Below are 22,772 nucleotides of genomic sequence, written 5' to 3'. Positions count from 1 at the left end.
CCTCTCCCGCTCCCTGAGCCTGCTCCTCTCCCGCTCCCTGAGCCTGTCGAAGGGGCCGTGTCGGACCCTCTGACTACTCTCGAAGCATGAGGATCGACACCGACGCCCGACGAGTCATCTGGAGCGCCAGCGACCTCAAGCTCGCGGCCGAGTGCGAGTTCGCGTGGTGCAGAGCGATCGACGCGAAGCTGGGTCGGGTTGCCGCCGTCGAGGAGCCGGAGGACGCGACTCTGCGGCGGGCCGCCGAACTCGGGGACGTCCACGAGCAGAACGTCCTCCAGTCGTATCGCGACAGGTTCGGCTCCGGTGTGCACGAGGTCTCCAAAGTATCCTCGGCCGATGCCTCCTCTCTCGCCGCCGTCGTAGAAGAGACGGGAGCGGCGCTCCGCTCCGATGCCCGTGTCGTCTTCCAGGCAGCGTTCTCGACCGGGGAGTTCGTCGGTTTCGCCGATTTCCTGCTGCGCGATGACGATGGCCGATGGCGTGTGCAGGACTCGAAGCTGGCCAGGCGCGCCAAGGTCACGGCTCTCATGCAGCTCGCGGCATATGTCGATCAGCTCGACGCGCTCGGCATCCCGAGATCCGACGAGGTCGATCTCATCCTCGGCGACGGATCCATCAGCACGCATGCGGTCGACGATCTCCTCCCGCTGTTCATGGTCCGCCGAGCACGCCTGCGGTCGCTCATCGCGGATCGGCGGATCGAAGACGGTGCTGCGGGTGAGCCGCTCGCCTGGGGTGACGGGCGGGGCGATCTCGACCTGATCGCCTGCGGGCGCTGCGCGACCTGCACGGAGCAGGTCGAGGCCCATCGCGACCTCCTCATGGTCGCCAGGATGCGGCCCGTGCAGAGAGCGAGGCTGCGTGCGGCGGGCATCGCGAGCATCGACGATCTCGCCGTCGCAGCGGCCCCTCCGGCAGGGATGAGCCTCGACGCCTTCACTGCGCTGCGCGCGCAGGCCAGGGTGCAGCTCGCCACCCACGGGGACGTGCCTGCGGTCGATGTCTACCATCCGCAGGCGATACATTCGCTTCCGCGGCCCTCACGCGGCGACATCTACTTCGACTTCGAGGGCGACCCCCTCTACACGGAGCCGGCGGGCGATCAGCCGCCGACGTGGGGCATCGACTACTTGTTCGGCTGGGTGGACGACGAGGAGCAGTACAGCGCGCTCTGGGCGCACACCTTCGCCGAGGAGCGCGCAGCCCTCGAGCGGTTCCTGGATTTCGTCGCCGTGCGCAGGGCCGCGCATCCCGACATGCACATCTACCACTACGCGCCCTATGAGACCGCGCACCTCGTCGCGATGGCGGCGAGGCACGGTGTCAGGGAGGGCGATGTCGACCGCCTCCTTCGCGAAGGCGTTTTCGTCGATCTCTATCCGCTCGTGCTGCGCACGGTGCGCGTGGGCTCGCACTCCTACTCGATCAAGAAGCTCGAGCCGTTGTACATGGGTGACGAGGTGCGCACCGCGGATGTGCAGAAGGGCGATGACTCGATCGTCCAGTACGTCGCCGCGCGCGAGTTCGCCGCGGCGGGAGAGATGGAGGAGGCCGACCGGCTCCTCGCCGACCTCGCGGATTACAACCGCTACGACTGCGTCTCGACCAGGCGGTTGCGCAACTGGCTCATCGACATCGCCAGGGCGGAGGGCGTGGTGCCCGCGCCCTCCGACGAGCCGGACGAGGCCATGTACGAGCCGTCGCCGAGATCGGTGGCGCTGCTCGCGGATGCCGTCTCCGACGTCGCGCTCGGCGGAAGCGGTGAGACGCACCGGATCGCGGCGGCGGCGATCGACTACTTCCCCCGCGAGGCGAAGAGCTTCTGGGTCGGCCACTTCCAGCGTCTGCGCGAGCCGGTCTCGATGTGGGAGCAGACGAGGGACGTCGTCCGAGTGGACCCGTCGCTGTCTCGCGTTCGGCGCGAGTGGGGCGTCCCCGAGGGGCGACGCGTGTCATCCAGGGAGATCGAGCTGCGCGGCGAAGTGGCGCCGGGGACGACCCTGGGGGAGCGGTCCACGCCGTTCGCGTTGTACCCCGTTCCGGTCCCCTTCGACGTCGACGTGCCGTCCAGGGCGATCCACGCGCCGCGAACCGTCACGGTGATCGAGGTCGTCGACGGCGCCTACGTCGTGGAGGAGACCTCCGTCAACGGGCAGACCTGGGATGAGCTCCCGCTGGCCTTGACGCCGCCGTCTCCTCCTCGCGTCGTCTCGCTGCAGGGTGCGATCGACGAGTGGGCGGATGCCGTCCACGCCGACGCGCCGGGATTCCCCGCCGACGCCGCGACGGATATCCTGCGCCGTGTTCCCCCTCGCACGCGATCAGGGGCGCCCCTACCGGGCGATGACGGCGACGCGATCGAGGCGATCGTGCGCGGAATCCTCGACCTCGACGACAGCTACCTCGCCGTCCAAGGTCCTCCGGGCACGGGCAAGACCTTCACCGGGTCGCGCGTGATCGCCCGGCTCGTCCTCGAGCACGGCTTTCGCATCGGCGTGGTAGCCCAGTCGCACACGATCATCGAGACCCTCCTCGAGCGGGTCGTCGCCGACGGGGTCCCACCGGGCCAGGTCGCCAAGGCCCCGAAGGATCCCGGCGCCGATCCGTCGTACACGGTGATACCCAAGCCGGGAATGGCGGCGTTCCTCGCCGAGCGCGCAGGTCAGGGTGTCGTCGTCGGCGGCACCGCGTGGGACTTCAGTCACACGGGACGCGTCGGCAGGCATGAGCTCGACCTGCTCGTGATCGACGAGGCAGGTCAGTTCTCGCTCGCCTCGACGATCGCGGTGGCGGCCGGGGCGAAGCGTCTGCTGCTGCTCGGCGACCCGCAGCAGCTGCCGCAGGTCAGTCAGGGAGCGCACCCGGAACCCGTCGACACGTCCGCGCTGGGCTGGGTGATGAACGGCGACGCGGTCATCAGGCCCGAGTACGGCTACTTCCTCGCGCAGAGCTGGCGGATGCACCCGGCCGTCGCGGCTCCCGTCTCGAAGCTCGCCTACGCCGGCCGGCTCGCGTCTGCGCCGGGGACGGAGCGCCGCAGGATCGAGGGCGTCGAGCCAGGTCTGCATGTCGTGCCCATGCGGCACCGCGGCAACGCCACGGAATCGCCCGAGGAGGCGGTCGAGGTGGTGCGCATCGTCCGAGATCTGCTCGGACGCGTCTTCACCGACATGGACGGGCGGTCACGCCCCTTCGAGCAGAGCGACGTGATCGTCGTCGCGCCGTACAACGCCCAGCGTCAGCTCGTGCACGATGCCCTGGCCGCGGACGGCCTCCCGGACGTGCCGGTGGGGACCGTGGACAACTTCCAGGGCAAGGAGGCGGCGGTCTCGATCACCACCCTCGCGGCCTCCAGCGGGCGGGACGCCCCGCGCGGGCCGGAATTCCTCCTGCTGCAGAACCGGCTTAACGTCGCGATCTCGCGGGCCCAGGTCGCCGCCTATCTCGTGCACTCGCCCGCGCTGCTGGACGACCTGCCGCACACGCCGGAGGGCGTGGCGCGGTTGAGCGCCTTCGCCAGACTCGTCGGCGTGGCCTGACACGCCGCCCGGTGGTCCGCTGCCGCGTCGACCGCAGTCGGAGTCAGACGGTTCCGTATAGGCGGTCGCCGGCGTCGCCGAGGCCGGGCACGATGTAGCCCTTCTCGTTCAGGCGCTCATCCAGTGCGCCGAGCACCAGCGTCACATCGCGGTCGCCGACGAGCTTCTCGATCGCGGCGACTCCCTCCGGGGTGCCGAGCAGGCAGATCGCCGTGACGTCCTTCGCACCGCGATCGAAGAGGAACTGGATCGCCGCGGCGAGCGAACCGCCGGTCGCCAGCATCGGGTCGATCGCGAAGCACTGTCGGTCGCTCAGATCATCAGGCAACCGCTCCGCGTAGGTGGTCGGCTCGAAGGTCTCCTCGTCGCGGACCATGCCGAGAAAGCCCACCTCTGCGGTCGGGAGGAGCTTGACGAGGCCTTCGAGCATCCCGAGACCCGCACGAAGGATCGGCACGACGATCGGTCGCGGCTCGGAGATCTTCACACCGGTCGTCGTGGTCACCGGGGTCTTGATCTCGACGGGCGAGACGTGCACGTTCCTCGTCGCCTCGTAGGCGAGGAGGGTGACGAGTTCCTCGGTGAGCTGGCGGAACACCGGCGACGGCGTGCGCTCATCGCGCAGCACCGAGAGCTTGTGGGTGACGAGGGGGTGATCGGCGACGTGAACACGCATGGATCAAGGGTAATGCGCCGGGTGCCCTCGGCACGACAGGGATAGTCTCGACGCATGACCGAGCAGGACGAGCGGGGGATGCGGCGGGCCGTCGAACTCGCGCGGGAGGCTGCCGCTGCCGGCGAGGTTCCCGTCGGAGCCGTCGTTCTCGATGCGACAGGCGAGATCGTCGGGGAAGGCCGCAACACCCGGGAGGAGACCGGCGACCCCACCGGCCATGCCGAGGTCGTGGCGCTGCGCGCCGCCGCCGCGTCGCACGGAACCTGGAACCTGAACGGCCACACGCTCGTGGTCACGCTGGAACCGTGCGTGATGTGCGCGGGGGCGATCCTCCAGTCGAGGATCTCGCGGGTGGTGTTCGGCGCCTGGGACGAGAAGGCGGGGGCTGCGGGATCGATGTACGATCTGCTGCGCGATCGCCGACTGCCGTACCGCGCCGAGGTCATCGGCGGCATCGCCGAGAATGAGACGACCGCGCTGCTGCGCGACTTCTTCGAAGCGCGCCGATGATCGCCGATCCCGATCAGTCGGAGGACTTCAGCACGAAGACGTCCGTCGAAGGCTCGGGGTCGATCGCCGGGCGGTAGATGTCCGGCTCGATGTAGATCGCGCGGGCGATCGGGACGGCATCCCTGATGCGCTTCTCGATGTCGTCGATGTCGTCGGCCGCCTCGCGGATCGTCTTGTCCGAGGTGAGAGCGACCTTCGCGGCGACGAGCAGCTCGTCAGGGCCCAGATACAGGGTCTTGATGTGGATGAGCTTCTCGACCTCGTCGCCCGCGCCGATCGCGTCGACGATGAGATCGAGGTCGGTCTGATTCGCTCCCTCGCCGACGAGCAGGCTCTTGGTCTCGATGCCGAGAACGATGGCGATGACGACGAGCAGGAGGCCGATCATGAGCGTGCCGAGTGCATCGAACACCGGGTTGCCGGTGATCACGGTGAGGCCGACGCCCAGCAGTGCGAACAGCAGACCGGTCAGCGCTCCGACGTCCTCGAGCAGCACGACGGGAAGCTCCGGCGCCTTCGCGCGGCGGATGAACGAGAACCAGGACTGACCCTTCTCGCGCACCAGGTTGCTCTCGTGCACGGCGGTGCGCAGCGAGAAGGACTCCAGGCCGATCGCGATGAGCAGCACCACGATGGGCAGCCACCACCACGTCTCGTCGAGCTCATGCGGATGGGTCAGCTTCTCGATGCCCTCGTAGATCGCGAACACTCCGCCGATCGAGAAGAGGATGATCGAGACGACGAAGGCGTAGACGTAGCGTTCCCTGCCGTAGCCGAAGGGGTGGGCGCGGTCGGCGGAGCGCTTCGCCTTGCGGCCGCCCAGCATGAGCAGGAGCTGATTGCCCGAGTCGGCGACGGAGTGGATGGCCTCTGCGAGCATCGAGGCGGATCCGGAGAGCGCCCACGCGATGAACTTCGCGATCGCGATGCCCATGTTCGCCAGGAACGCTGCGAGGATGGCTCTTCCGCCGCCGGATGCACTCATGTCCCGAGTCTAGTTCCGGGCCTTGTGGATGCGCAGCACGCCCGGCCCGGATCCGCAGGGCTCCCGGCCCGTGGCACCCTGAAGAATAGGATGGCCGCATGGCTGATGCTCTACCCTCCCTCGCTTTCCTCGGTGCCGGTTCGATGGGCGGCGCGATCCTGCAGGGCGTCGTCGCCTCCGGGATCCCGGTGGACGGCGGCATCGTCGCCACCAACCGCAGCGCGGCCAAGGCAGCGGGTCTTGCCGCGCTCGGCGGCGTCACCGCGGTCGCCCTGGAGGAGCATCCGGCGGGGAACGTCGATGCTGCGGCATCCGCCCGCATCGTGCTCGTCGGCGTGAAACCGGCGATGGTGCCTGACCTCCTCCGCGAGATCGCACCCGTCCTTCGTCCGGACACCATCGTCGTAAGCCTCGCCGCGGGCGTCACACTCGCCACCTTCGCGGACGTGCTGGGTGCGGACGTGAGCGTGATCCGGTCGATGCCCAACACTCCGGCGACCGTGGGCAAGGCCGTCACGGGGCTCGCGGCGGGCGCTGCGGCGTCGACGTCGGACGTCGCCGTCGTGCGGCGCCTGTTCGAGCTCGTCGGCTCGGTCGTCGAGGTGCCGGAGAGCCGGATCGACGCGCTGGGCACCATCTCGGGCTCTGGCCCCGCTTACGTCTTCCTGCTGATCGAGGAGCTGACCAAGGCCGCGATCGGCAAGGGATTCGCGGAGGCCGACGCCCGACTGATGGCCGAGCAGACCTTCATCGGGGCCGCCGCGCTGCTGGATGCCTCCGGCGAGGACCCCGCCGAGCTGCGCCGACGCGTCACGAGTCCCAAGGGGACCACCGAGCGCGCCATCGCGGTGCTCCAGGATGCTCGTCTCGACGTCGTGTTCGCCGAGGCGACCGATGCCGCGCTCGCCCGCTCCCGCGAGCTCGCCGCGGGAGCCTGACGCCTCTCGGCGGCGAGCTCGCGGACGGCTTCCCTCAGCGGTCGAGGCTCGCGAAGCGCTCGATGTCGCTGTTCGTGCCCGAGACGATGATGAGGTCGTGGTTGGTGACGACGGTCTCGGCCTCGGCGTAGCGGAACGGCTTGCCAGGGCTCTTCACACCGACCACCGTCACGTTGTACTTCGTGCGCACCCCGGACTGGTTCAGGCCGACCCCGCGGATGAACTTCGGCGGGTACATCTTGGCGAGGACGAAATCGTCGTCGAAGCGGATGAAGTCGAGCATCCGGCCGCTCACGAGGTGCGCGACGCGTTCGCCGGCCTCCCGCTCCGGATAGATCACGTGATTGGCGCCCACACGCGCGAGGATCTTGCCGTGCGACTGCGAGACCGCCTTGGCCCAGATCTGGGGGACTTTGAGGTCGACGAGGTTCGCGGTGATGAGCACCGAGGCTTCGATGGACGAACCGACGGCGACGACGGCGACCTGGAAGTCCTCCGCACCGATCTGCTTGAGCGCATCGATGTTGCGGGCGTCCGCCTGCACGGTGTGCGTGACGCGATCGGACCACTTCTGGACGAGCTCGAGATTGTCGTCGATCGCCAGGACCTCGCGGTCGAGGCGGTCCAGCTCGCCCGCGCACGCGGCTCCGAACCGGCCGAGGCCGATCACGAGGACAGGGGCGTCGCCCCGGAGGACTTCAACCAACGATCGGCCTTTCCACGGGCAGTGAGTAGTACTGCGTTCGCGATGTCGCGGCGACGGCCGCGGCGAGAGTCACTGTACCAACGCGCCCCATGAAGATGGTGGCGGCCATGACGTAGGAGCCGGAGTCCGGCAGCTCCGCGGTGAGCCCGGACGACAGACCGACCGTCGCGAAGGCGGAGATCACGTCGAAGAGGACGTGGCTGATGTCTGCCTTGGTGATCTGGGCGATGATGATCGTCGACAATGCGACGATGGTGGCGCCCCACGCCACCACCGACAGTGCGACGCGCTGGACATCGCTGGGGATCCGGCGGCCGAACGCCTCCACCGACTGGCGTCCCTTCGCCTCAGACCAGACGGCGATCGCCAGGACGGCGAGCGTGGTCACCTTGATGCCGCCGGCCGTGGACGCCGAACCGCCGCCGACGAACATGAGCATGCTCGCCGCGAGCAGGGACGATCCGTTCAGGTCCGACATCTCGATCGTGTTGAAGCCGCCCGACCGCGTCATCGCGGAGAGGAACAGCGACTGGAAGGTGGTGTCCCAGGCATCCATCGACCCGAAGGTCTTCGGGTTGTTGTACTCCAGGACGACGAAGACGATCGCGCCGAGGAAGAACAGCAGGACGGTGGTGACGAGGGTGAGCTTGGTGTGCAGCGACCACTTCTTGACGTGCCAGACGTGCTTGGCCAGCGTGTAGATCACCGGGAAGCCGATGCTGCCGAGGAACACGCCGATCATCAGCAGCGTCAGCACGAGGTAGTCGTCGGCGAACACCGCGACGCCGCCGTCGTTCGGAGCGAAGCCGGTGTTGGTGAACGCCATCGCCGAGAAGTACGGCGCTTCCCACAGCGCCGCGATCGGGTCGACGCCCGCCATCACCAGCGCGGGATAGAGGAGCACCGCGATGGCGCCCTCGATGATGAGCGCGGAGACGGCGACGGTCGTCAGGAGCTGACCCACTTCGCCCAGCCGCACGGTCTGGCTCTCGTTGACCACGCCGCCGTGCGCGCGCAGCGGATTCGTGTCGCCGGCGGCCAGGAGCTTGGCGCGCAGACCGAGGCGCTTGGAGATGAGCATCCCCATCAGGGAGGCGAGCGTCAGCACGCCGAGCGCGCCGATGTTCACGCCGAGGAAGATCAGCACGTGACCGAACGGAGACCAGTGGTTCGCCATGTCGACGGTCGCCAGACCCGTCACGCAGATCGTGGAAACGGCGGTGAAGAGGGCGTCGGCGAGAGGGGTGACCGTTCCGGACGCGGAGGCGAACGGCAACGAGAGGAGTGCCGTGAGCACCAGGATCAGCGAGGCGAAGATGACGATCGCGAAGCGCGACGGCGACGAGGTCACCAGGTGCTTGCCGAACTGCCAGATCCCTCGCAGCGTACGCCGGGGTGAGACGGCCGACACCATGCCAGACATCGCCACCCCTCCAGACTCGGGCTCCGACGTCGACGCACCTGCATCGACGAGCCTTCGTCATGGTACTCCGCGCGCGGGACGACTACCCTGATCACATGACCGACATCTTCGACGTGATCGCAGACGGCACGAGGCGCGACATCCTCCAGCTCCTGCTGCGACGGGCCGGCGAAGGGGATGCCGGAACGAGCGTCACTCAGATCGTCAGCGAACTCGGCATCAGTCAGCCGACCGTCTCGAAGCACCTCAAGGTGCTCAGGGAAGCCGACCTCGTGACGGTACGGGAGGACGGCCAGCGTCGGTTCTACAGTCTCGCGGTCGAACCGCTGGAGACCGTCGACGACTGGCTGATGCCCTTCCTCGTCGATGCGTTCGGCGCAGAAGGCGCAGACGCAGAGATCGTTCCCCTGCCCGATGGTGCGGCGCACGCCGCCGAGGCGGTCGGGCGCGCTGCCGCGTCGGCGAAGCACGTCGTCGCGACGGCGCTGAAGCGCCTCGGTGCCTGACGGGCACCAGCGTCAGGACCCGGAGTCCTCCCCGGTGCCCTGGTCGTCGGTGCCCTGATCCGGCGAGCCAGGCATACCACGATCCGATCCCTGGCCGGGGCCTCCGTCCGGGAGCTCGCCGTCCTCGGGGAAGAGGCCCGTCGGACCGCTCTGCGGGCCCTGCGGCACAGCCATGCCGACCGCGACGCCGCCGCCGAAGCCGAGGCCTGCGATGATCACGGCGCCGGCGATGACGGCCGCGATGACGGCGCCGCGTCGCTTCTTCGGTGCTTCGGGTGCGGGCCCGGTCGAGGATGTGTCGGCGGCCGCCACGGGTTGCGGTGGGGGAGCGGGGAGGGTGTTCTGCGTGTCTGTCATGCATCCACCGTCGCCTGCGCGACTATGCGCGATGCATGAGTCGGCTATGCACCGGCAGGGGATGCTGCGGCGTGGTGCGGCAGCATCCCCTCTGTCTCAGCGCCTCCCGGACTTGCGCTGGAACAGCCACGCACCCCACGCCACGGCGATCGCCAGGATGAGGATGCACCAGCCCACCGCCCGCCACGGTTCCGCCTCCAGCGGCGTGCCCATCAGCAGGCCGCGGATGGTCTCGACGATCGGTGTGATCGGCTGATGCTGCGCGACCGGCTGCAGCCAGTCGGGCATGCTCGGCACAGGCACGAAGGCGCTGGAGAGATACGGCAGGAAGAGCAGGATGAACCCGTAGCCGTTCGCGCCCTCTGGTGAACCGGCGGCAAGTCCGATCGCCGCGAAGAGGTACGTGATCGCGAGGATGTACAGCGCGATGAGCGCGGACATGGCGACCCATTCTCCGAAGGTCGCCGTCGGCCGGAATCCGACCAGCACGCCGACCCCGATCACGAGGCCCGTGGCGACGAGGTTGCGCAGCAGGCTCGCGACGACGTGCCCGGTAAGCACGGCGCTCGCGCGCAGGGGCATGGTGCGGAAGCGGTCGATGATGCCGGTGCGCATGTCGTTGGCGACGTAGACCGCCGTCGACGACGCTCCGAAGCCGGCGCAGGTGAGGATGATTCCGGGGACGACATAGTCGACGTAGGCCCCTGAGGGGTCGATCGCGCCCCCGAAGACCCAGGTGAACATCAGCATCAGCATCACGGGCAGCAGGATCGCCATGAGCAGCGATTCGCCGTCGCGGAGGGAATGGCGAAGGCTCCGCCCGACGAAGACCGCCTCGGCGGTCGCGCCGCGCAGGCGCGGGCGAAGGGCGGGAGCCGTGGGGGAGTACACGGGTGCGGTGGTCATGCGAACTCCTTGGGTCGGGGATGCGGCGCATCGTCGGAGGTGAGGGCGAGGAACACGTCGTCCAGGCTGGGGCGGCGCAGCGAGACGACGCCATGTGCGCCCTGCTCGTCGAGCTCGTCGAGGGCTCGGCGGAGGTCGGCGACGGTGCCGTCTGTGGGAATGCTGCGCTGCAGTTCCCCGTCGCCGTCGTGCACCTCGACGGTGTCGCCGCCGACGCGCGCCTTGAGCTCGCTCGCCGTTCCGATCGCGGCGATGCCTCCGTCGTGCAGGACGGCGATGCGATCGGCCAGCTGGTCTGCCTCCTCGAGATACTGCGTGGTGAGGAAGACCGTCGTCCCGGCATCCGCCAGTGCTCTGATGATGTCCCAGAGCTCCCGTCGGCTGCGGGTGTCGAGCCCGGTCGTCGGCTCATCGAGGAAGAGGATCTCCGGCGTGATGACGAAGCTGAGAGCCAGGTCGAGGCGGCGACGCATGCCGCCGGAGTAGGTGCGCACACGGCGGGACGCGGCGTCCGTGAGCCCGAAGTGCGCGATGAGCTCGGCGGCGCGCCGCTTGGCGGCCTTGCCGCCGAGGCCGGACAGCCGGGCGAACATCTCGACGTTCTCCGTGCCGGAGAGGGCGTCGTCGACGGCTGCTGCCTGGCCCGTAAGGCTGATCCGTCGGCGTACTTCACCGGCCTCGTCGGCCGGGTCGAAGCCGGCGACCGATACCTCGCCGCCGTCGGCGCGGATGAGCGTGGTCAGGATGTTGATCGTGGTGGTCTTGCCGGCGCCGTTCGGCCCGAGCAGGGCGAACACCTCGCCGCGCTGCACCTCGAAGTCGAGGCCGTCGATGACGGTGCGCGGGCCGAACCGCTTGCGGAGCCCGTGCACCTGGATGACTGCGGTCATGGAAGCTCTCCTTCTGTGTACGTCAAAAACTGTGTATGCGAGAAACAACTGTGTATGACAGTAACACACTGTTTAGCAAATAAACAGAAGTAGGATGGCCACCATGACCGAGGCCGACCTGCCTGAACTGCCCAGAGGCATCGCGCTCGCCTGGGGTGTCGCCGCCAACCCGCAGCGCGGGCCCAAGCGCGAGATGAGTGTCGAGAAGATCGTCGAGGCCGCCGTCGAGCTGGCAGACGCCGAGGGGATCGGTGCGGTCTCGATGGCCGCGGTGGCGGCGAAGCTCGGATTCACGCCGATGTCGCTGTACCGATACGTCTCGGCGAAGGATGACCTTCTCCTCCTCATGCAGGAGGAGGCGACCGGCGTGCCGCCGGAGGAGTTCCGCGAACATGAGGGGTGGCGCGACCGGCTGCGGGCGCTCTTCGAGGCGCAGGTGCTCATCTATCTCCGGCATCCGTGGATCCTGTCGCTGCCGATCACCGGGTCGCCGATCACGCCGAACAGCTCCGCGTGGATCGACGCCGGATTGGAGGCGCTCGACGGGACGACGCTGTCGCCGATGGAGCGGTTGGCCGTCGTCCTCGGGGTGACAGGAGATGCCCGGTGGTACGGCATGGTGCTCGCGGGGTATTCCGAGCAGTCCAGGTCCACGGGGTTGTCCGCGCAGGAGGTGGCGGAGCAGGAGGCCGCTCTGTTCGACCGGGTGATCACGGCGGACGAGTTCCCGCATCTGCGCGCCGCGATCGAGGCCGGGGTCTTCACGGCCGACGATGATCCGTTCCGGTTCACCATGGAGCGCACGCTCGACGGCGTCGAGGCGTACATCGCGGACCTGGAGGAGGGGCGCGGTCGGGCGGCGATCATCGACTGGATCGGGATCGACGATGCCGAGCTAGCCGGCGACAAGCGCTATCGCGAGGCGCAGAAGGCGGTGCGGGAAGCGGAGAAGGCGCTGCGGGCTGCGCGCAAGGCGGAGCGCCAGGCGTTGAAGGATGCGCACGAGCGGCTCGCCCGCGGGTGACGGCCCGATGGGCCTCACCAACAACATCAGTCACACGGGTTTACATCCGTGACATCGAGCCCCTAGAGTGTGCTTCAGCAGAAAGGGGTACAGGGGATGCCCGAGGTTCCAGATGTCCGGTTCCTGACGGTCGCAGAGGTCGCCGAGATCATGCGCGTGTCGAAGATGACCGTCTACCGGCTCGTGCACGCCGGCGAGCTGCCCGCGATCCGTTTCGGTCGAAGCTATCGCGTGCCGGAGTCGGCGGTCGCCGACGCCCTGCAGCGCCCTATCGCCGACGTCGGCTGACCCCGATCCGCTCTCGCGACCAGAGCATGCCTCGCGGTTTGCTAGACTGATCCGAGGCATTTTTTCCGTGCCCGTACCCGGGTGTCCGGCTCAGCCGACGCCCAGCCCCTGACGTAGTGAGGTTTCCGTGGGTTCTGTCATCAAGAAGCGCCGCAAGCGCATGGCGAAGAAGAAGCACCGCAAGCTGCTTCGCAAGACTCGCCACCAGCGCCGCAACAAGAAGTAAGCGGCAGCGACACCGAGCGCCCCCGACGAGCTCTTCGAGCGGTCGACTGGGGGCGCTTCGTGTCTCGCGACGCAGAGGAGAAGACATGAAGACCATCACGATCGAGGAGCTCGCAGCCCGATCCGCCACGCCGCTGATCGACGTGCGTGAACGCGACGAGTTCGCGAACGGGCATGTCCCCGGCGCGGTGAACATCCCGATGTCGGAGATCGGCAACCGGCTCGACGAGCTCCCGGGCGAGGCGTTCGACGTGATCTGCCAGGCCGGCGGGCGCTCCGCCCGCGTCGTCGAGGCGCTCGAGGCGCGCGGATACGACGCGACCAACGTCGAGGGCGGCACGGGCGAGTGGATCGCCCAGGGCCGCGACGTCGCGCACCCTGCCGCGTGACCACGCTCACTCTCATCGGCAAACCCGACTGCCATCTCTGCGATGTCGCGCACGAGATCGTGGACGCGGTGATCGCCGAGCTTCCCGACGAGACCGCCGCGCGGATCGAGGTCGTGGAGAAGTCCATCGCGGACGACCCCGCGCTCTACGCGACCTGGTGGGAGAAGATCCCCGTCGTCCTCATCGACGACGAACTGCATGCGCACTGGCGGCTCTCTGCCGATCGGCTGCGCGAGAGGCTGGAGAAAGCATGACCCTGCGTCACGTCGTCACCTGGAAGCTCGCCGCTGAGGACGCATCCGTGCGAGCCGCGCAGGCCGCGGAGGTCGCCCGCCTCCTCAACGCGCTGAAGGGCGTGGTCCCCGAGATCCTGGAGATCTCGGCCGGTGCGAACTCCCTGTATCCCGAGGCGAACTGGGATGTCACGCTCATCGCCGACTTCGCGGATGCCGCCGCCCTCGAGGCCTACCAGGTGCATCCCGCGCATGTCGAGGCGGCCGGATACATCAAGAGCGTCGTCGGCGGACGCGTGGCGGTCGACTTCGAGGTCTGAGATGTGGAACTGAGTTCCACATACGCCGAAACCCAACCGTAACGTTCGCGGGGTCGGGAAGCGCCGTCGCCGGCGCCCTGACGTGTTTAGATGTTCTCCTATCCGTCCTCGGGCCACCAGCCCTCGACATCAGGAGTCGTCATGTCTCGACGTACCTTCGCCGCCGGCGCCGCGCTCGCGGCCACCGCTGCCCTCGTCCTCACCGGATGCGCGAGCGGAGCAGGCAGCACGCCATCGGAGGAACCCGCTGCGGGCGTCGACTACGGCCTCGTGGAGGACGGCGTCCTCACGGTCTGCTCTGACATCCCCTACGCGCCCTTCGAGTTCGAGGGCGGGGACAACGGCACGGGGTACACCGGCTTCGACATCGATCTGCTGAACGCGATCGCCGGCAAGCTCGACCTGACCCTCTCCGTGCAGGACGTCGGCTTCGACGCCCTGCAGTCCGGCACCACGCTGGCTGCCGGAACCTGCGACATCGGGGCCTCCGCGATGACGATCACGGAGGAGCGTCAGGCGAACATCGACTTCTCCGATCCGTACTACGACTCGCTGCAGTCGCTGCTCGTGCGCACCGATTCGGGCATCGCCTCCATCGACGACCTCGACGGCAAGCTCGTCGGTGTCCAGCAGGGCACCACCGGAGAGTCGTACGCCAACGAGAACGCCACGGGCGCGCAGATCCTCCAGTTCCCCTCGGACGGCGAGCTGTGGCCGGCCATCCAGGCAGGGACGATCGATGCGATCCTGCAGGACCAGCCGGTGAACCTCGAGCACGAGAAGGCTGATTCCGCGTACGAGATCGTCGAGACCTACAACACCGATGAGCAGTACGGCTTCGCCTTCGCCAAGGGCGAGAAGCCGGAGCTCCTCGAGGCCGTGAATGGCGCGCTGCAGGAGCTGCGTGACAGCGGCGAGTACGACACGATCTACGACACGTACTTCACGGCGAACTGATCCGAGGACGAGGGTCAGGAGGACCTTGACGATGGCGTTGAGGCGCACGCAGAAGCAGAAGCTCTACCGGTACACCGTCTACGTCGTGCTGGTCGCGCTCGTCGTGTGGGCGATCGCGACGGCGGATTGGGCGCGGCTCGGGCCGCTGTTCTTCAACCCGGAGGTCGCGCTGAAGATGCTCCCGGGCATCATCACAACCGGGTTGGTGAACACTCTGTGGTTCACGGCGGTGGCCTTCGTCGGAGGGCTTCTACTCGGTGTGCTCTTCGCGCTGATGAAGATGTCCGTGATCGGGCCGTTCCGGTGGATCGCGACGGTCTGGATCGAGCTCTTCCGGGGGCTGCCCGCGCTGTTGACGATCTTCGCGATCGCCAACATCGTGCCACTCGCCGCGGGAGTGCGCTCCCAGGACCTCGGCGGTCCCGTCGTCCTCGGGCTCATCGGTCTCATCCTGGTCGCCTCCGCCTACATGGCGGAGACCATCAGGGCGGGCCTGCAAGCCGTGCCGAAGGGACAGAGCGAGGCATCGCGGTCGCTGGGCATGTCTCCGATGAAGACGACGTTCTGGATCGTCATCCCTCAGGGCTTCCGGATCATCATCCCGCCGCTCACGAACGAGTTCGTCCTGCTGCTGAAGGACACCTCGCTGCTCTTCATCGCAGGTGCCTTCATCTGGTCGAAGGAGCTCACGACGTTCGCGCGAGACGCGATGTCGCAGAACGCCAACGGCACGCCGCTGATCATGGCGGCGTTCCTGTACCTCATCGTGACGATCCCCCTCACGCGCCTGTCCGCGTGGCTCGAGCGACGATTGGCGAACCAGCGATGAGCACCGACCTGATCGACATCCACGCTCCCGCGATCGAAGTGCGCGGCCTCGTCAAGACCTACGGCGAGAACGAGGTGCTCAAAGGCATCGACCTCACCGTCACGGCGGGGGAGGTCGTGTGCGTGATCGGCCCGTCGGGGTCGGGCAAGTCGACGCTGCTGCGCTCGGTGAACCTGCTCGAGCAGCCGACGGCGGGGGCGATCTTCATCGAGGGCATCGACATCACCGACCCGGACGTCGACATCGATCGCGTCCGCACGCGCATCGGCATGGTGTTCCAGAGCTTCAATCTGTTCCCGCACCTCAGCGTGCTCGGCAACCTGACGCTCGCGCAGCGCCGAGTGCTCAAGCGCTCCAAGACGGATGCCGAGACGATCGCGAAGGAGATGCTCGCCCGCGTCGGCCTGGCGGAGAAGGTCGATGCATACCCCGGCAGCCTCTCCGGCGGGCAGCAGCAGCGCGTGGCCATCGCGAGGGCGCTGTGCATGAATCCGGACATGATGCTCTTCGACGAGCCGACCTCGGCGCTCGATCCTGAGCTCGTCGGCGAGGTGCTGCAGGTGATGCGCTCCCTCGCGGACGAGGGCATGACCATGCTCGTCGTGACGCACGAGATGGGCTTCGCCCGTGAGGTCGGGTCTCGCCTGATCTTCATGGATGGCGGCAACATCCTCGAGCAGGGCGACCCCCGCGAGGTGCTCGCCAATCCGCAGCATCCGCGCACGCAGGACTTCCTGTCTCGCGTGCTCTGATCCGAACAGCGAGAAGGCACCCGCCCTGATGGACGGGTGCCTTCTCGCAGCTCAGGGTCGGATCAGCCGTCGACCTCGACGACCTCGGCGTCCGCGGCATTGCGCCGCACCGAGTCGATGCCGTTCAGTGCTCCCGCCTTCGAGGAGTAGCCCTCGCTGGCGAGTGCGATGACCTCGCCGTTGCCCGCCTTCAGGCGGAACCGGTACTCGCCGGACTTGTCGGTGTACAACTCGAACGTGCCTGCCATGAGGCGTCCTTTCTCGGGGTGCGCGAGGGGCTCGGTCGCCCCTCGCTGACACGGTATCGGTGCGCTCCGCCCGGGGGAAGAGCGTTTTCTCAGTCCCTGGGCCGGACGGCCACCGGCACGGGGGCGACGGCAAGATGGACCCGATCGCCGTAGGACGGGTGCGTGCGCGCGTCGTGCTGCACGCGCACCAGCTCTCCGCCGTCGGTCTTCACCAGGGTGCGGCGGATGCTGCCCAGGAAGGTGCTCTCCTCGACGACGCCGGCGACGTCGGCATCCGACTCCGCGGAGAACCGGATGTTCTCGGGCCGCAGGTGCACATCCACGGCGCCGGTCGCCGGCGTGCCCGTCGGCAGCTGGACACCCCAGACCGTGACGTGCCCACCGGTCGCGATGCCGGAGACCACGCTGGAGAGCCCGACGAAGGCGGCGACGTGCGGGGTCGCAGGGCGGAGGTAGAGCTCCTCCGGGGTGTCGATCTGGTCGATGCGTCCTGCATTCATCACCGCGATCCGATCGGAGACGGCGAGGGCCTCCTCCTGGTCGTGGGTGACGAAGACGGTCGTGATGCCGAGCCGCAGCTGGATTCGGCGGATCTCGTCGCGCAGCTGCACGCGCACCTTGGCATCCAGCGCCGAGAGCGGCTCGTCCAGCAGAAGCACGCGCGGTTCGGTGACGAGGGCCCTGGCCAGGGCGACGCGCTGCTGTTGGCCGCCGGAGAGCTGGTGCGGGTAGCGGTCCGCGAAGCCTTCGAGGCCGACCAGCGCCAGGGCATCCTGCGCGCGCTTCGCGGCTTCCGCCTTGCCCACACCGCGGCGGCGGAGCCCGAACGCGGTGTTCTCAGCGACCCTCAGGTGCGGGAACAGCGAATAGGACTGGAACACCATGCCGATGTCCCGCTTGTTCGTCGGAACCCGCGAGACGTCCTGGCCGCCGAGGAGCACCGTCCCGCCGTCGGCGCTCTCGAGGCCGGCGAGGACGCGCAGCGCCGTGGTCTTCCCGCATCCGGAAGGGCCGAGCAGCGAGATGAACTCGCCGGGGGCGATGTCGAGGTCGACGCCGTGCAGCACGCGGTTCGCCCCGTAGTCCTTGACGATGCCACGGAACTGCACCCTGGTGCCCTCGCCGGCCTCGGCGAGCAGCATGTTGTCGGCGGTGGCAGGCAGAGCGAGCGGTTGAGTCATGGGCGGGCCTTTCCGGTGCCGCGTGCGGCGCGGCCGATGATGAGCAGCAGCAGGAAGCAGAAGAGCAAGGCGAGCAGGGTGAAGATCGCCGGGAGGTAGCCGTCCTGCTTCTGCACGACGACCATGGCGGTCTGGAAGACCTGACGGTTCAGGAGCGAGGCGATCGTGAACTCGCCGAGCACGACGGCGACCGAGATGAGCGAGGCCGCGAGCAGGCCCTGTCGCAGGTTCGGGGCCAGCACCTTCAGCACCACCGTGGGCCAGCTCGCCCCGAGGGAGCGAGCGGCCTCCGCGAGGGTCCGCATGTCGACCGCGTCGATGGACGCCTGGATCGAGCGGTACGCGAAGGGGAGCACGGTGACGCCGTAGGCGAAGGCGAGCGTCCACGCGCCGGTGCCGAGCGTCCGGCCGATCTGGAGATAGATCGGCGCGAGCCCGACGACGAGCACGATCGCGGGGATCGAGATCGGCAGCAGCACGATGAACTCGAACGCCGGCCGGAGCCGTCCGAACCGGAGGTTCACGAGGATCATGGTCGGCGCGAGCAGCAGCAGCACGATGACGACGGTGATCAGCGCGAGGATCAGCGAGTTGCCGAGTCCGGTCCAGATCGGCTTGAGCGTCGCCGCCATCTCGGGGGAGGCGAGACTCGCCCAGCGCTCCAGCGAGTAACTGCCGTCCTGCATCCGGATCGTGTAGAGGAACGTCGCGATCAGCGGGACGGCGAAGAACGCGCCGACGAGGAGGCCGATGATCCAGCGCGTGGCGCGCGAAGGGGCGAGAGCGTTCATGCCTGCCACCTCGCGGCCCGGCGCTGGATCAGCGAGTAGAGGGCCATCACCACTCCGACGACGACGATCATGCCGAGCGCGAGCGCTCCGGCGAGGTTCTCACGGCCCAGCACCGTCTCGCTCGTGAGCGCGGCCCTGATCTGCAGCGGCACGATCTGGGAGCCCTGACTGGCGAGAGCTGCGGCCGTGGCATAGGAGGAGAAGGCATTCGCGAACAGCAGGAGCAGGCTTGCCAGGAACGAGGGAGCGAGCACGGGGATGCCGATGCGCAGCCAGAAGCTCGCACGGGTTCCGCCCAGGGTCAGGTTCGCCTCGGACCACTGCGGCTTGAGGGCGGCGAGAGCGGGCATGAAGGTGATCACCATGAGCGGCACCTGGAAGTAGATGTAGGGCAGGATGAGGCCGGGCAGCTCGTAGAGCCACGTGCCGTTCGCGTAGATGTCGATGCCGAGGCTCTCCTGCAGGAACACCTTCAAGACGCCCTGGATGCCGATCGTGGCGATGAAGACGAAGGCGAGCATGACACCGCCGAACTGGGCGAGGACGCCGGCGACGGCATCCACGGTCTGGCGCACCGCGCCCTGAGGGTTCATGCCGAGCATGGCGTAGCAGACGAGCGCGCCGACGACGGCTCCGATGACCGCCGTGAGCAGCGAGACCCAGGCGGAGTTCGCGAACGTGGCGATGACCACAGGGTCGCCGAGGGCGGCGACATTCGTCCAGGTGAACGCGCCGTCCTTCGTGAAGAATCCGGAGCCGATGGAGAGGACCGTCGGCACGGCGAGGAACAGCACGACGTAGGCGGCGAAGGGGACGAGCCCGAGCCACGCCAGCGGGGGAGCGGCACGGCGGGCCGGCGCAAGCGGCGCCGGCCCGCCGGAGGGGGCGGATGCCGAAGCATCCGCCCCCGTTGTCGTGGAGACGAGCGTCACTGGACGGCCGCTGCCCACTTCTCGCCGAGCAGGGTGCCGGCGTTCGCGGACTGCTCCTCGGTGGGCACGACGGTCTCGGCGGGAACCTCGGGGAGCGCTGCGGCGAGGTCGGCGTCGATCGTGCCTGCCTCGGTCATGGCCTCCATGCGGGCCGGGCGCGCGCCACCCTTCAGCCAGAGGTTCTGCACCTCGTCGCTGTAGAGGAACTCCTGCCAGAGGCGCGCGGCGGCGGGGTTGGGGGCGTCGACGTTGATGGCCTGGTTGTAGTACCCGGCGTAACCGGTGCCGTCGAGGACGACGACCTTCCAGTTCTCGTTCTCCGCGGCGTGCGCGGCGTTGAGGTAGTCCCAGTCGAAGACGACGGGCGTCTCGCCGCTGGCGACGGTGGCGCTTGTCACGTCGACCTTGAGGAGGTTGCCCGCCTGCTGCAGCTCGCCGAAGAAGTCGATGCCGGGCTGGAAGTCATCGAGGGTGCCTTCGGACTGCACGGTCGCGAGGCCCACGGCGGCGAACGCCGCGCCGGCCTGGGTCGGGTCGCCGTTGATGGCGACCGCGCCCTTGTAGTCGGCGCCGAGCAGGTCGTCGAGGGCGGTGGGCTCCGGGAACTTCGAGGAGTCGTAGCCGATGGACATATACCCGCCGTAGTCGCCGACGAACAGGCCCGAGGGCTCCTTCAGCGCATCCGGGATCTCGTCCCACGTCTGCACCTGGTACGGCGCGAACTGGTCGGTGCTCTCGAGCGCGACGGTCAGGCCGAGGTCGAAGACGTCGGGGGCGGTGTCCAGACCGGCGTTGGTCTCGGCGGCCTGGATCTCCTCGGCGCTGGAGACGTCGGGCGACTGCTCGTTGATCGTGATCTCGGGGTAGCGCTCGGCGAACAGGTCGAGGATCTCGCCGTAGTTGGCCCAGTCGCGGGGGAGGGCGATGACGTTGAGCTGTCCCTCGGCGATGGCGGCGGCCTCGAGGTCCTCGAAGGACCCGAAGTCCTCGAGCGAGGTGGCGGCCGCGGCGTCCACGGCGGAGCCGTCTGAGCTCGCGGGGGTGCCGACGTCGTTCGTCGCGCAGGAGGTGAGGGTCAGCGCCGCGATGCCGGCGAGGGCGATGCCGGCGACGAGGCGCGTGCGGCGGGGGATGGTTGCCATGAGGGTTCCTCTCGGTGTCCGGCGCTGTGGTGCCGGTGGTCGGGTCGAGAGGAAGCTATTCCCGCTGGGTGACGTCCATGCGGGCGGTCGGTGAACACCAGGTGTCTCCCCTCTGAAACCCCGTCCTATCGACGAAACCCCGTCCTATCCGCGCGGATAGGACGGGGTTTCGTCGACGACGAGAGGTCTCGAAGGTGGGGGAGAGCGGGTCAGGCCTGGGCGGCAGCGGGCTCGGGGACGACGTCCACGCCGGCCTCCTTGCGCTGCGCGACCGTGATCGGCGCCGGAGCGGAGGTCAGCGGGTCGAAGCCGTTGCCCGTCTTCGGGAAGGCGATGACCTCGCGGATCGACTCGGTCTTGGTCAGGTGCTGGAGCACCCGGTCCATGCCCAGCGCGATTCCGCCATGCGGCGGGGCGCCGAACTTGAACGCATCCAGCAGGAAGCCGAACTGCTCCTGAGCGACCTCCTCGGAGATCCCCATCACCTCGAAGACGCGCTTCTGGACGTCCTCGCGGTGGATGCGGATCGATCCGCCGCCGAGCTCGGAGCCGTTGCACACGATGTCGTATGCGTACGCGAGCGCGGAGCCGGGGTCCGTGTCGAAGGTGTCCTCGAACTCCGGCTTCGGGCCGGTGAACGCGTGGTGCACGGCCGTCCACGCGCCAGCGCCCACGGCGACATCGCCGGATGCGACGGCATCCGCCGCAGGCTCGAACATCGGGGCGTCCACGACCCACGTGAACGCGAACGTGTCGGGGTCGAGGAGGCCGAGACGGCGTCCGATCTCGACGCGAGCCGCGCCGAGCAGCGCGCGGGAGTCCTTGGTCGAACCCGCGGCGAAGAAGGCGCAGTCGCCGGGCTTCGCACCCACGAGCTCCATCAGACCGGCCTGCTCGGACTCGGAGAGGTTCTTGGCCACCGGGCCGCCGAGCGTGCCGTCCTCGTTGAAGAGGACGTACGCGAGACCACGTGCACCGCGCTGCTTCGCCCACTCCTGCCAGGCGTCGAGCACCTTGCGCGGCTGAGAGGCACCGCCGGGCATGAGGACCGCACCGACGTACTCCGACTGGAACACCCGGAACGGGGTGTTCTCGAAGTACGAGGTGGCCTCGACGAGCTCCAGGCCGAAACGCAGATCGGGCTTGTCCGAGCCGTACTTGGCCATCGCGTCGGCGTAGGTGATGCGCGGCAGCGGCGTCTGCACGTCGACGTCGATGGTCTTCCACATCGCCACGACGAGGGACTCCATCATCTCGATGACGTCTTCCTGGTCGACGAAGCTCATCTCGATGTCGAGCTGCGTGAACTCCGGCTGACGGTCGGCGCGGAAGTCCTCATCGCGGTAGCAGCGTGCGATCTGGAAGTACTTCTCCACCCCGCCGACCATGAGCAGCTGCTTGAACAGCTGCGGCGACTGGGGCAGGGCGTACCAGCTGCCGGGGTGCAGACGGGCGGGCACGACGAAGTCGCGGGCGCCCTCCGGCGTCGAGCGGGTCAGCGTCGGGGTCTCGACCTCGACGAACTCCCGGCGGTGCAGCTCGTCGCGGATCGCCTTGTAGACGTCCGAGCGCAGACGCAGGGCGGATGCCGCAGCGGGGCGCCGCAGGTCGAGGTAGCGGTGCTTGAAGCGCACGTCCTCGCCGATCGGGTCGGTCTCGGCGAGGCCGGAGGACACCTGGAACGGCAGGGGAGCGGACTCGTTGAGCACCTCGACCTCGGCCGCGATGACCTCGATCTCGCCGGTGGGCAGGTTCGGGTTCTCGTTCCCGGCGGGGCGACGGGAGACCTCGCCGGTGACCTTCAGCACGAACTCGCTGCGCAGCGGGTGGGCGACCTCTTCATCGCGGATGACGATCTGCGCGATGCCGGAAGCATCCCGCAGATCGATGAACGCGACTCCTCCGTGATCACGACGACGATCGACCCAACCCGTGAGGGTGACGGTCTGACCGATGTGCTCGGCTCGCAGGGAGCCGGTCGTGTGAGTGCGAAGCACGGAAGATTCCTCCAGTTCGGAAAAG

At 68.4% G+C, this 22,772-nt stretch carries 26 protein-coding genes; 13 read left to right on the top strand and 13 right to left on the bottom strand.

Annotated elements, in window-relative coordinates:
• Positions 1-86: 86 nt before the first annotated feature.
• Positions 87-3,542: a TM0106 family RecB-like putative nuclease gene (locus ACWGJP_RS02415; RefSeq protein ID WP_452328152.1), complete on the top strand. Its 3,456-nt coding sequence runs from the start codon at positions 87-89 to the stop codon at positions 3,540-3,542.
• Between the two features lie 43 nt (positions 3,543-3,585).
• Here ACWGJP_RS02415 and upp read toward each other — a convergent pair whose 3' ends face one another.
• Positions 3,586-4,218, bottom strand: a complete 633-nt coding sequence (upp, locus tag ACWGJP_RS02410; protein ID WP_452328151.1) for a uracil phosphoribosyltransferase — start codon at positions 4,216-4,218, stop codon at positions 3,586-3,588.
• A gap of 54 nt (positions 4,219-4,272) precedes the next feature.
• On the opposite strand from upp, the gene tadA reads away from it, so the two are divergent.
• On the top strand, positions 4,273-4,728 hold the full coding sequence (gene tadA, locus ACWGJP_RS02405; protein WP_452328150.1) for a tRNA adenosine(34) deaminase TadA: 456 nt from the start codon (positions 4,273-4,275) through the stop codon (positions 4,726-4,728).
• Between the two features lie 13 nt (positions 4,729-4,741).
• Here the strand turns inward: tadA and ACWGJP_RS02400 are convergent, their stop codons facing one another.
• Positions 4,742-5,713, bottom strand: coding sequence for a cation diffusion facilitator family transporter (locus ACWGJP_RS02400; protein ID WP_452328149.1), 972 nt, complete (start codon positions 5,711-5,713; stop codon positions 4,742-4,744).
• Positions 5,714-5,811: 98 nt separating this feature from the next.
• Here ACWGJP_RS02400 and proC point away from each other — a divergent pair, with 98 nt between their 5' ends.
• Positions 5,812-6,651 carry a pyrroline-5-carboxylate reductase gene (gene proC, locus ACWGJP_RS02395; RefSeq protein ID WP_452328148.1) on the top strand — a complete coding sequence of 280 codons (840 nt, stop codon included), beginning with the start codon at positions 5,812-5,814 and terminating at the stop codon, positions 6,649-6,651.
• A 34-nt stretch (positions 6,652-6,685) separates the two neighbouring features.
• On the opposite strand, the gene ACWGJP_RS02390 is transcribed toward proC, so the two are convergent.
• Complete coding sequence (locus ACWGJP_RS02390; protein ID WP_452328147.1) at positions 6,686-7,357, bottom strand: potassium channel family protein; 672 nt, start codon at positions 7,355-7,357, stop codon at positions 6,686-6,688.
• Positions 7,350-8,771 (bottom strand): TrkH family potassium uptake protein, encoded by a 1,422-nt coding sequence (locus ACWGJP_RS02385; RefSeq protein WP_452329483.1) that lies wholly within the window; start codon positions 8,769-8,771, stop codon positions 7,350-7,352. Before ACWGJP_RS02385 ends, ACWGJP_RS02390 begins: the two co-directional genes overlap by 8 nt.
• A 104-nt stretch (positions 8,772-8,875) precedes the next feature.
• On the opposite strand from ACWGJP_RS02385, the gene ACWGJP_RS02380 reads away from it, so the two are divergent.
• Entirely contained in the window at positions 8,876-9,286 is a 411-nt protein-coding gene (locus tag ACWGJP_RS02380) for an ArsR/SmtB family transcription factor (protein WP_452328146.1), read from the top strand.
• 12 nt (positions 9,287-9,298) lie between these two features.
• Here the strand turns inward: ACWGJP_RS02380 and ACWGJP_RS02375 are convergent, their stop codons facing one another.
• The 3 genes from ACWGJP_RS02375 to ACWGJP_RS02365 all read right to left on the bottom strand — a co-directional run bounded on the left by ACWGJP_RS02375 (position 9,299) and on the right by ACWGJP_RS02365 (position 11,439).
• On the bottom strand, positions 9,299-9,643 hold the full coding sequence (locus tag ACWGJP_RS02375) for a hypothetical protein (protein WP_452328145.1): 345 nt from the start codon (positions 9,641-9,643) through the stop codon (positions 9,299-9,301).
• 96 nt (positions 9,644-9,739) lie between these two features.
• Positions 9,740-10,549: an ABC transporter permease gene (locus ACWGJP_RS02370; protein ID WP_452328144.1), complete on the bottom strand. Its 810-nt coding sequence runs from the start codon at positions 10,547-10,549 to the stop codon at positions 9,740-9,742.
• Positions 10,546-11,439 carry an ATP-binding cassette domain-containing protein gene (locus ACWGJP_RS02365; protein ID WP_452328143.1) on the bottom strand — a complete coding sequence of 298 codons (894 nt, stop codon included), beginning with the start codon at positions 11,437-11,439 and terminating at the stop codon, positions 10,546-10,548. Before ACWGJP_RS02365 ends, ACWGJP_RS02370 begins: the two co-directional genes overlap by 4 nt.
• Positions 11,440-11,542: 103 nt before the next feature.
• Here ACWGJP_RS02365 and ACWGJP_RS02360 point away from each other — a divergent pair, with 103 nt between their 5' ends.
• The 9 genes from ACWGJP_RS02360 to ACWGJP_RS02320 all read left to right on the top strand — a co-directional run bounded on the left by ACWGJP_RS02360 (position 11,543) and on the right by ACWGJP_RS02320 (position 16,456).
• Entirely contained in the window at positions 11,543-12,463 is a 921-nt protein-coding gene (locus ACWGJP_RS02360; RefSeq protein ID WP_452328142.1) for a TetR/AcrR family transcriptional regulator, read from the top strand.
• Between the two features lie 96 nt (positions 12,464-12,559).
• Positions 12,560-12,751 carry a helix-turn-helix domain-containing protein gene (locus tag ACWGJP_RS02355; RefSeq protein ID WP_309104883.1) on the top strand — a complete coding sequence of 64 codons (192 nt, stop codon included), beginning with the start codon at positions 12,560-12,562 and terminating at the stop codon, positions 12,749-12,751.
• A 127-nt stretch (positions 12,752-12,878) separates the two neighbouring features.
• The gene (locus ACWGJP_RS02350; RefSeq protein ID WP_003792170.1) at positions 12,879-12,977 is read left to right on the top strand and encodes a 30S ribosomal protein bS22; all 99 of its coding nucleotides are present in this window, start codon (positions 12,879-12,881) and stop codon (positions 12,975-12,977) included.
• 85 nt (positions 12,978-13,062) lie between these two features.
• Positions 13,063-13,365, top strand: coding sequence for a rhodanese-like domain-containing protein (locus ACWGJP_RS02345; RefSeq protein ID WP_452328141.1), 303 nt, complete (start codon positions 13,063-13,065; stop codon positions 13,363-13,365).
• Positions 13,362-13,619: a glutaredoxin family protein gene (locus tag ACWGJP_RS02340; protein WP_452328140.1), complete on the top strand. Its 258-nt coding sequence runs from the start codon at positions 13,362-13,364 to the stop codon at positions 13,617-13,619. Before ACWGJP_RS02345 ends, ACWGJP_RS02340 begins: the two co-directional genes overlap by 4 nt.
• Entirely contained in the window at positions 13,616-13,918 is a 303-nt protein-coding gene (locus tag ACWGJP_RS02335; RefSeq protein WP_452328139.1) for a Dabb family protein, read from the top strand. The genes ACWGJP_RS02340 and ACWGJP_RS02335 overlap by 4 nt, the downstream gene beginning before the upstream one ends.
• Before the next feature lie 141 nt (positions 13,919-14,059).
• Positions 14,060-14,875, top strand: a complete 816-nt coding sequence (locus tag ACWGJP_RS02330; protein ID WP_452328138.1) for a basic amino acid ABC transporter substrate-binding protein — start codon at positions 14,060-14,062, stop codon at positions 14,873-14,875.
• Between the two features lie 31 nt (positions 14,876-14,906).
• Complete coding sequence (locus ACWGJP_RS02325; RefSeq protein WP_452328137.1) at positions 14,907-15,704, top strand: amino acid ABC transporter permease; 798 nt, start codon at positions 14,907-14,909, stop codon at positions 15,702-15,704.
• Complete coding sequence (locus tag ACWGJP_RS02320) at positions 15,701-16,456, top strand: amino acid ABC transporter ATP-binding protein (protein ID WP_452328136.1); 756 nt, start codon at positions 15,701-15,703, stop codon at positions 16,454-16,456. Before ACWGJP_RS02325 ends, ACWGJP_RS02320 begins: the two co-directional genes overlap by 4 nt.
• Before the next feature lie 62 nt (positions 16,457-16,518).
• Here the strand turns inward: ACWGJP_RS02320 and ACWGJP_RS02315 are convergent, their stop codons facing one another.
• The 6 genes from ACWGJP_RS02315 to aspS all read right to left on the bottom strand — a co-directional run bounded on the left by ACWGJP_RS02315 (position 16,519) and on the right by aspS (position 22,747).
• Positions 16,519-16,704 carry a YegP family protein gene (locus ACWGJP_RS02315; RefSeq protein ID WP_452328135.1) on the bottom strand — a complete coding sequence of 62 codons (186 nt, stop codon included), beginning with the start codon at positions 16,702-16,704 and terminating at the stop codon, positions 16,519-16,521.
• A gap of 89 nt (positions 16,705-16,793) precedes the next feature.
• On the bottom strand, positions 16,794-17,885 hold the full coding sequence (locus ACWGJP_RS02310) for an ABC transporter ATP-binding protein (protein WP_452328134.1): 1,092 nt from the start codon (positions 17,883-17,885) through the stop codon (positions 16,794-16,796).
• A complete protein-coding gene (locus ACWGJP_RS02305) occupies positions 17,882-18,676 on the bottom strand; it encodes an ABC transporter permease (RefSeq protein ID WP_452328133.1) in 795 nt (264 codons plus the stop codon). Before ACWGJP_RS02305 ends, ACWGJP_RS02310 begins: the two co-directional genes overlap by 4 nt.
• Positions 18,673-19,608: an ABC transporter permease gene (locus ACWGJP_RS02300; RefSeq protein WP_452328132.1), complete on the bottom strand. Its 936-nt coding sequence runs from the start codon at positions 19,606-19,608 to the stop codon at positions 18,673-18,675. Before ACWGJP_RS02300 ends, ACWGJP_RS02305 begins: the two co-directional genes overlap by 4 nt.
• On the bottom strand, positions 19,605-20,750 hold the full coding sequence (locus ACWGJP_RS02295; protein ID WP_452328131.1) for an ABC transporter substrate-binding protein: 1,146 nt from the start codon (positions 20,748-20,750) through the stop codon (positions 19,605-19,607). Before ACWGJP_RS02295 ends, ACWGJP_RS02300 begins: the two co-directional genes overlap by 4 nt.
• A gap of 209 nt (positions 20,751-20,959) precedes the next feature.
• The gene (aspS, locus tag ACWGJP_RS02290; RefSeq protein WP_452328130.1) at positions 20,960-22,747 is read right to left on the bottom strand and encodes an aspartate--tRNA ligase; all 1,788 of its coding nucleotides are present in this window, start codon (positions 22,745-22,747) and stop codon (positions 20,960-20,962) included.
• Positions 22,748-22,772: the final 25 nt, after the last annotated feature.

It is taken from the genome of Microbacterium sp. NPDC055903 (genome assembly GCF_053615555.1).
This window is presented reverse-complemented; position numbering and strand designations above follow the sequence as displayed.

What these genes read in the sequence shown, in the direction of transcription:
- ACWGJP_RS02375 (WP_452328145.1), bottom strand. Translation starts at nt 9,643, where the DNA reads ATGACAGACACGCAGAACACCCTCCCCGCTCCCCCACCGCAACCCGTG.
- proC (WP_452328148.1), top strand. Translation starts at nt 5,812, where the DNA reads ATGGCTGATGCTCTACCCTCCCTCGCTTTCCTCGGTGCCGGTTCGATG.
- ACWGJP_RS02360 (WP_452328142.1), top strand. Translation starts at nt 11,543, where the DNA reads ATGACCGAGGCCGACCTGCCTGAACTGCCCAGAGGCATCGCGCTCGCC.
- ACWGJP_RS02315 (WP_452328135.1), bottom strand. Translation starts at nt 16,704, where the DNA reads ATGGCAGGCACGTTCGAGTTGTACACCGACAAGTCCGGCGAGTACCGG.
- ACWGJP_RS02385 (WP_452329483.1), bottom strand. Translation starts at nt 8,771, where the DNA reads ATGGTGTCGGCCGTCTCACCCCGGCGTACGCTGCGAGGGATCTGGCAG.
- ACWGJP_RS02400 (WP_452328149.1), bottom strand. Translation starts at nt 5,713, where the DNA reads ATGAGTGCATCCGGCGGCGGAAGAGCCATCCTCGCAGCGTTCCTGGCG.
- ACWGJP_RS02380 (WP_452328146.1), top strand. Translation starts at nt 8,876, where the DNA reads ATGACCGACATCTTCGACGTGATCGCAGACGGCACGAGGCGCGACATC.
- ACWGJP_RS02325 (WP_452328137.1), top strand. Translation starts at nt 14,907, where the DNA reads ATGGCGTTGAGGCGCACGCAGAAGCAGAAGCTCTACCGGTACACCGTC.
- ACWGJP_RS02305 (WP_452328133.1), bottom strand. Translation starts at nt 18,676, where the DNA reads ATGAACGCTCTCGCCCCTTCGCGCGCCACGCGCTGGATCATCGGCCTC.
- ACWGJP_RS02310 (WP_452328134.1), bottom strand. Translation starts at nt 17,885, where the DNA reads ATGACTCAACCGCTCGCTCTGCCTGCCACCGCCGACAACATGCTGCTC.
- ACWGJP_RS02415 (WP_452328152.1), top strand. Translation starts at nt 87, where the DNA reads ATGAGGATCGACACCGACGCCCGACGAGTCATCTGGAGCGCCAGCGAC.
- ACWGJP_RS02295 (WP_452328131.1), bottom strand. Translation starts at nt 20,750, where the DNA reads ATGGCAACCATCCCCCGCCGCACGCGCCTCGTCGCCGGCATCGCCCTC.
- ACWGJP_RS02330 (WP_452328138.1), top strand. Translation starts at nt 14,060, where the DNA reads ATGTCTCGACGTACCTTCGCCGCCGGCGCCGCGCTCGCGGCCACCGCT.
- ACWGJP_RS02320 (WP_452328136.1), top strand. Translation starts at nt 15,701, where the DNA reads ATGAGCACCGACCTGATCGACATCCACGCTCCCGCGATCGAAGTGCGC.
- ACWGJP_RS02355 (WP_309104883.1), top strand. Translation starts at nt 12,560, where the DNA reads ATGCCCGAGGTTCCAGATGTCCGGTTCCTGACGGTCGCAGAGGTCGCC.
- ACWGJP_RS02370 (WP_452328144.1), bottom strand. Translation starts at nt 10,549, where the DNA reads ATGACCACCGCACCCGTGTACTCCCCCACGGCTCCCGCCCTTCGCCCG.
- ACWGJP_RS02365 (WP_452328143.1), bottom strand. Translation starts at nt 11,439, where the DNA reads ATGACCGCAGTCATCCAGGTGCACGGGCTCCGCAAGCGGTTCGGCCCG.
- ACWGJP_RS02345 (WP_452328141.1), top strand. Translation starts at nt 13,063, where the DNA reads ATGAAGACCATCACGATCGAGGAGCTCGCAGCCCGATCCGCCACGCCG.
- tadA (WP_452328150.1), top strand. Translation starts at nt 4,273, where the DNA reads ATGACCGAGCAGGACGAGCGGGGGATGCGGCGGGCCGTCGAACTCGCG.
- upp (WP_452328151.1), bottom strand. Translation starts at nt 4,218, where the DNA reads ATGCGTGTTCACGTCGCCGATCACCCCCTCGTCACCCACAAGCTCTCG.
- ACWGJP_RS02335 (WP_452328139.1), top strand. Translation starts at nt 13,616, where the DNA reads ATGACCCTGCGTCACGTCGTCACCTGGAAGCTCGCCGCTGAGGACGCA.